4 protein-coding genes and 1 pseudogene are annotated in these 3,933 nt (G+C 52.1%); all 5 read right to left on the bottom strand.

Annotation, left to right across the window (positions count from 1 at the left end; translation table 11 throughout):
- Positions 1-78: 78 nt before the first annotated feature.
- Positions 79-936, bottom strand: a complete 858-nt coding sequence (locus AC5OW4_RS14790; protein ID WP_072684335.1) for an ABC transporter ATP-binding protein — start codon at positions 934-936, stop codon at positions 79-81.
- A 2-nt stretch (positions 937-938) separates the two neighbouring features.
- The gene (locus tag AC5OW4_RS14785; RefSeq protein WP_117894432.1) at positions 939-1,313 is read right to left on the bottom strand and encodes a GntR family transcriptional regulator; all 375 of its coding nucleotides are present in this window, start codon (positions 1,311-1,313) and stop codon (positions 939-941) included.
- 309 nt (positions 1,314-1,622) lie between these two features.
- Positions 1,623-2,963 (bottom strand): MATE family efflux transporter, encoded by a 1,341-nt coding sequence (locus tag AC5OW4_RS14780; RefSeq protein WP_195548442.1) that lies wholly within the window; start codon positions 2,961-2,963, stop codon positions 1,623-1,625.
- A gap of 130 nt (positions 2,964-3,093) precedes the next feature.
- Positions 3,094-3,591: a hypothetical protein gene (locus AC5OW4_RS14775; protein WP_072684332.1), complete on the bottom strand. Its 498-nt coding sequence runs from the start codon at positions 3,589-3,591 to the stop codon at positions 3,094-3,096.
- Between the two features lie 18 nt (positions 3,592-3,609).
- Positions 3,610-3,933 (bottom strand): annotated as a pseudogene (locus tag AC5OW4_RS14770) (ABC transporter ATP-binding protein); the annotation flags it as partial.

The following is a 3,933-nucleotide window of genomic DNA, read 5'->3' as shown; positions in this document are numbered from 1 at the left end:
TGAAGACAATCGCCATCAGCGAGAGCACACGGACAAATTCAGAGACGACAAAGACATCCTTTAACAATAAGCCTTTCATTATCGAACTTCTCCTTTCACCATACAAAGCATAATTTCTTCCAGCGACGCTGCTTCGACGTTCAGCTTCCCGAACGCCTGCCGGACTTCCTCACGGTTGCGGACCAACCCCTGGCAGGTCAAACTCTGCGGCACAATCGCCAGCAGCGAATCGGAATCGATCTTTTCAATCTCTGAACGCGAACCCTTGACAATCCCATATTCGTCATGCAGGACGTCCTTCGGCAGCGAAAACTGCAGCCGGCCCTGATGGATAAACGTCACCGTATCGGCGATCTTCTCAATATCCGTCGTGATGTGGCTGGAAAACAGAATCGAATGCGTTTCATCCTGAATAAAGTCATAAAACAAATCGAGCATCTCGTCGCGGACGATCGGATCCAGACCGCTGGTCGGCTCGTCGAGGATCAGCAGGCGGGCGTTGTGCGAGAGCGCCGCGATGATCGACAGCTTCATTTTCATGCCGGTCGAGAACGTCTTGATCTTCTTATTCAGCGGCAGCCCGAAGCGTTCGCACAGCTGCAGAAACTTCGTTCTTTCCCACTCAGGATAAATGTTGGATAAAATCTGTTCAACGCGTTTGACCGTCAGCGGATCATGGAAGTGACAGCCATCCAGCACGACGCCGATCTGCCCGCGCTCCCGCTCGGTTAACTGTTCGAACGGTTTGCCAAAAATACGAACCTCGCCATCGTGGCGGATTAAGCCGAGAATCGACTTGATCGTCGTCGTCTTGCCCGCGCCGTTCTCGCCGATGAAGCCCATGACTTCGCCGGGATTGAGCCGCAGACTGATCTTGTTCAATTCAAAACCGGAATATTGTTTATGCAGATGTTCTATTGATAAAATGGCGTCCATGATTACTCCTCCTTATACAGCAGGGTCAGAATCTCAATCATTTCATCCAGGGAAATCTCGCTTAAACGCGCCAGATTCACCGCGGTGAGCAGCTGCTGCTCGATCCGGCGGTAATTCTCCTCGCGAATCAGTTCCACGTTGCGCGCCGCCACATAGCTGCCCTTACCGCTTTGCGTCACGATGAAGCCTTCACGTTCAAGTTCTTCATAGGCTCGCTTGGTTGTAATCACACTGATTCTTAACTCCTTGGCCAAGATTCGCATTGAAGGCAGGGCGTCCCCTTCCTTTAACGCGCCGTTAAGAATCAGATTTTTGATCTGGGCGGTAATTTGTTCATACAACGGCTTGTCGCTCGTGTTGCTGATAAAGATTTCCATGCCGTCACCCTTTCTTACTGTATATATACAGTATATACGCTATATTCATCCTGTCAATACAAAACTGAAAAAAATAATTCCACCTCCCAGATCGGATCGGCAAACTTTGTCAAATCCCGGTTTTCATGCCCCAAGACAATCCGCCATATAGTTTATCCCGGCATATCCCACGCCGGCTTTTTGGCTTCTGATTCTTTTGCGGCAGTCGGATGAAGCGCGATTGAAAACAACGATGTTCCCGATAGGATTTTTTACCATAGAACCCGATCAGATAAGAAAATCACTTTCATAAAAAAACTGACGTGTCAGTCAGTTCTCAATCAGATTCCGGGTTTTCCATTTGCCCGAGTACCACCGCAGAAGAAACAAGATCGCACGCAGCACTTCGTCGATCATCATGGCCAGCCAGACGCCGACCACGCCCAGATTCATGCCGATCGCAAAGACAAACGAGAGCGTGACCGCGACGCCCCATTGTGAAGCGATGCCCAGCAGAATCGGAAACTGAATATCCCCTGCCGCCTGCAGCGCCCGCACCTGTGTCATGTTGACCGCCCGGCCGGCTTCCAGAAAAATCTCGATCAACATCACCTGTTTGCCTAAGCGCAGCACGGCCAAATCGTCAGTAAACAGCCCGAACAGCGAATCTGAGAAGATATAGAGCAGCGTTGACACGCCGACGCCGATGATCAGGGAATATATGATCGTGTGCATGACCTGCTTATGCGCGTCTTCCAGTTTTCGGCCGCCGATCAGGACGCCGACAAGGATCTGCGCCGCCTGCGACACCGCGCTGCCGTACATATACGAGACCATGGCGAACATGTTCGCATAGACGCGCGTATTGATGACCGCCGTACCGAAGCCGTTGACAATCTTGGTGATCACCATCTGCGACAGATTGTAGGATACGCTTTCCCCGCCGGAAGGAATCCCGATCGCCAGCAGCTTTTTCAGCTGGCCCCAGGGAAACGGGCTGAGGCTGCGCAGATGGACCTCAATCGTTGTGCGCAGATTAAACAGGACGATCAGCAAGCCCAGGCCGATCAGCCGGCTCACCGTGCTGGAGATCGCGACGCCCGCGATGCCCAGCGGCGGGATCGGTCCGACGCCCTGAATCAAAAGAAAGTTTCCAATGATGTTGAGCACGTTCATCACCGCCGACACCGCCATGGTCTGCTTCATCCAACCCTGTGTGCGAAACATCGCGACATATGTCATAAACAGCGCCTGCAGTACCATGCCCAGACCGATGATTGTAATATAGATTGCACAGTCGTCCAGAATCTGCGCCGGCACATGCATCCAGGCAAAGATCGGACGGTTGAAGAACACCAGCGCGACGCTGATTCCCAACCCGAAAACAAAATTGACAAACAGCGCCAGAGAATAGGTTTCTCCAACCCGTTCGCGGTTGCCGCTGCCGAAATACTGGGTGACCAGAATCGTCATCGCCAGCGAGATCACGCTGAACGTAATGATCAGAACATTGACGATCTGATTGGCATTGCCGATCGCCGCGACGGCGTTCTGCGACACCTGGCTCATCATCATCTGGTCGACATTGCCGACTAACATCTGCAAAAGCAGCTCGATAAAGATCGGCCACGTATAATGAAATAACGACATTTTATGTGTTTGAACTTCCATAAATATACTCCCCCTGAAAGCGAACTTTTTCAGAATACGTCGCAAGGGCGAAGTTGTCAAGCAGAAATGAAAATGGAAGCGGTGTCAATTTTCATCGCTTCCATGCTTCTTTCATTTCCTTTTTTCAAGTTTAGAACGCCGCGGTAAACAGCGCCTTTTCTTCCAGCTCATACGGCTGGTAGCGAGCCTGCGTCTTGTCGATCTGATGGTTTGACACTTCCGCTTCATAACCCGCTTCCAGAATCCGTTTCAGCTGCGCTTTCACCTGCGAGCTTTCCGCATTGCCCAGCGTCAGCTGCCGCAGCGCCAGCACCTCGTCCTGACTTGAGATCAGCGCCAGCGTCACCGGCATTGTTGCCTGAGCCAGAATGGCATCCGTGCTTTCACTTTCCTGAATCACAAACGGCAGATCCGAAGTTTCCAGCACGTCGTCGATATTGACGGTAAAGAACACGACGGTATCCAGTGGCAGAAATGCCAGCCGGCCAAGATTGCGGCGGAAGGCCTTGATTTCCTCATCCTGCCACACAGCGTCTTTGATCAAGATCAGCCACTGATCCTCGACAAAATCGATCATCACGCCTTCTTCAATATGGAACGGACAACGCGTTCCGACTTCCAGTTTCATGGTTTGACTTCCTCTCCTTTAACTGCGGCCGCGGTTAAGCAGCTGGTTCTCCAGGTCTTCGTTGAACTGCGCGGTATACAGCCGGGCATAATAGCCGTTCAACCGCATCAGTTCGCTATGCGTTCCCTGTTCTACTATCTTACCCTTTTTCATGACCAGAATCAAATCGGCGTTGACGATCGTCGAGAGCCGGTGCGCGATGATGAAGCTTGTCCGGCCTTTCATCAGGTGTTCGATGGCATACTGAATCACCTGTTCCGTTTCGGTGTCGATCGAAGCGGTCGCCTCGTCGAGCACGAAGATCCGCGGATCCGCCAGCACGGCGCGGGCTCTCATTCCGGC

It is taken from the genome of Holdemania sp. (assembly GCF_986127675.1).
Note: the sequence above shows the minus strand (reverse complement) of the source record. Positions and strands in the feature narration are given on the sequence as shown.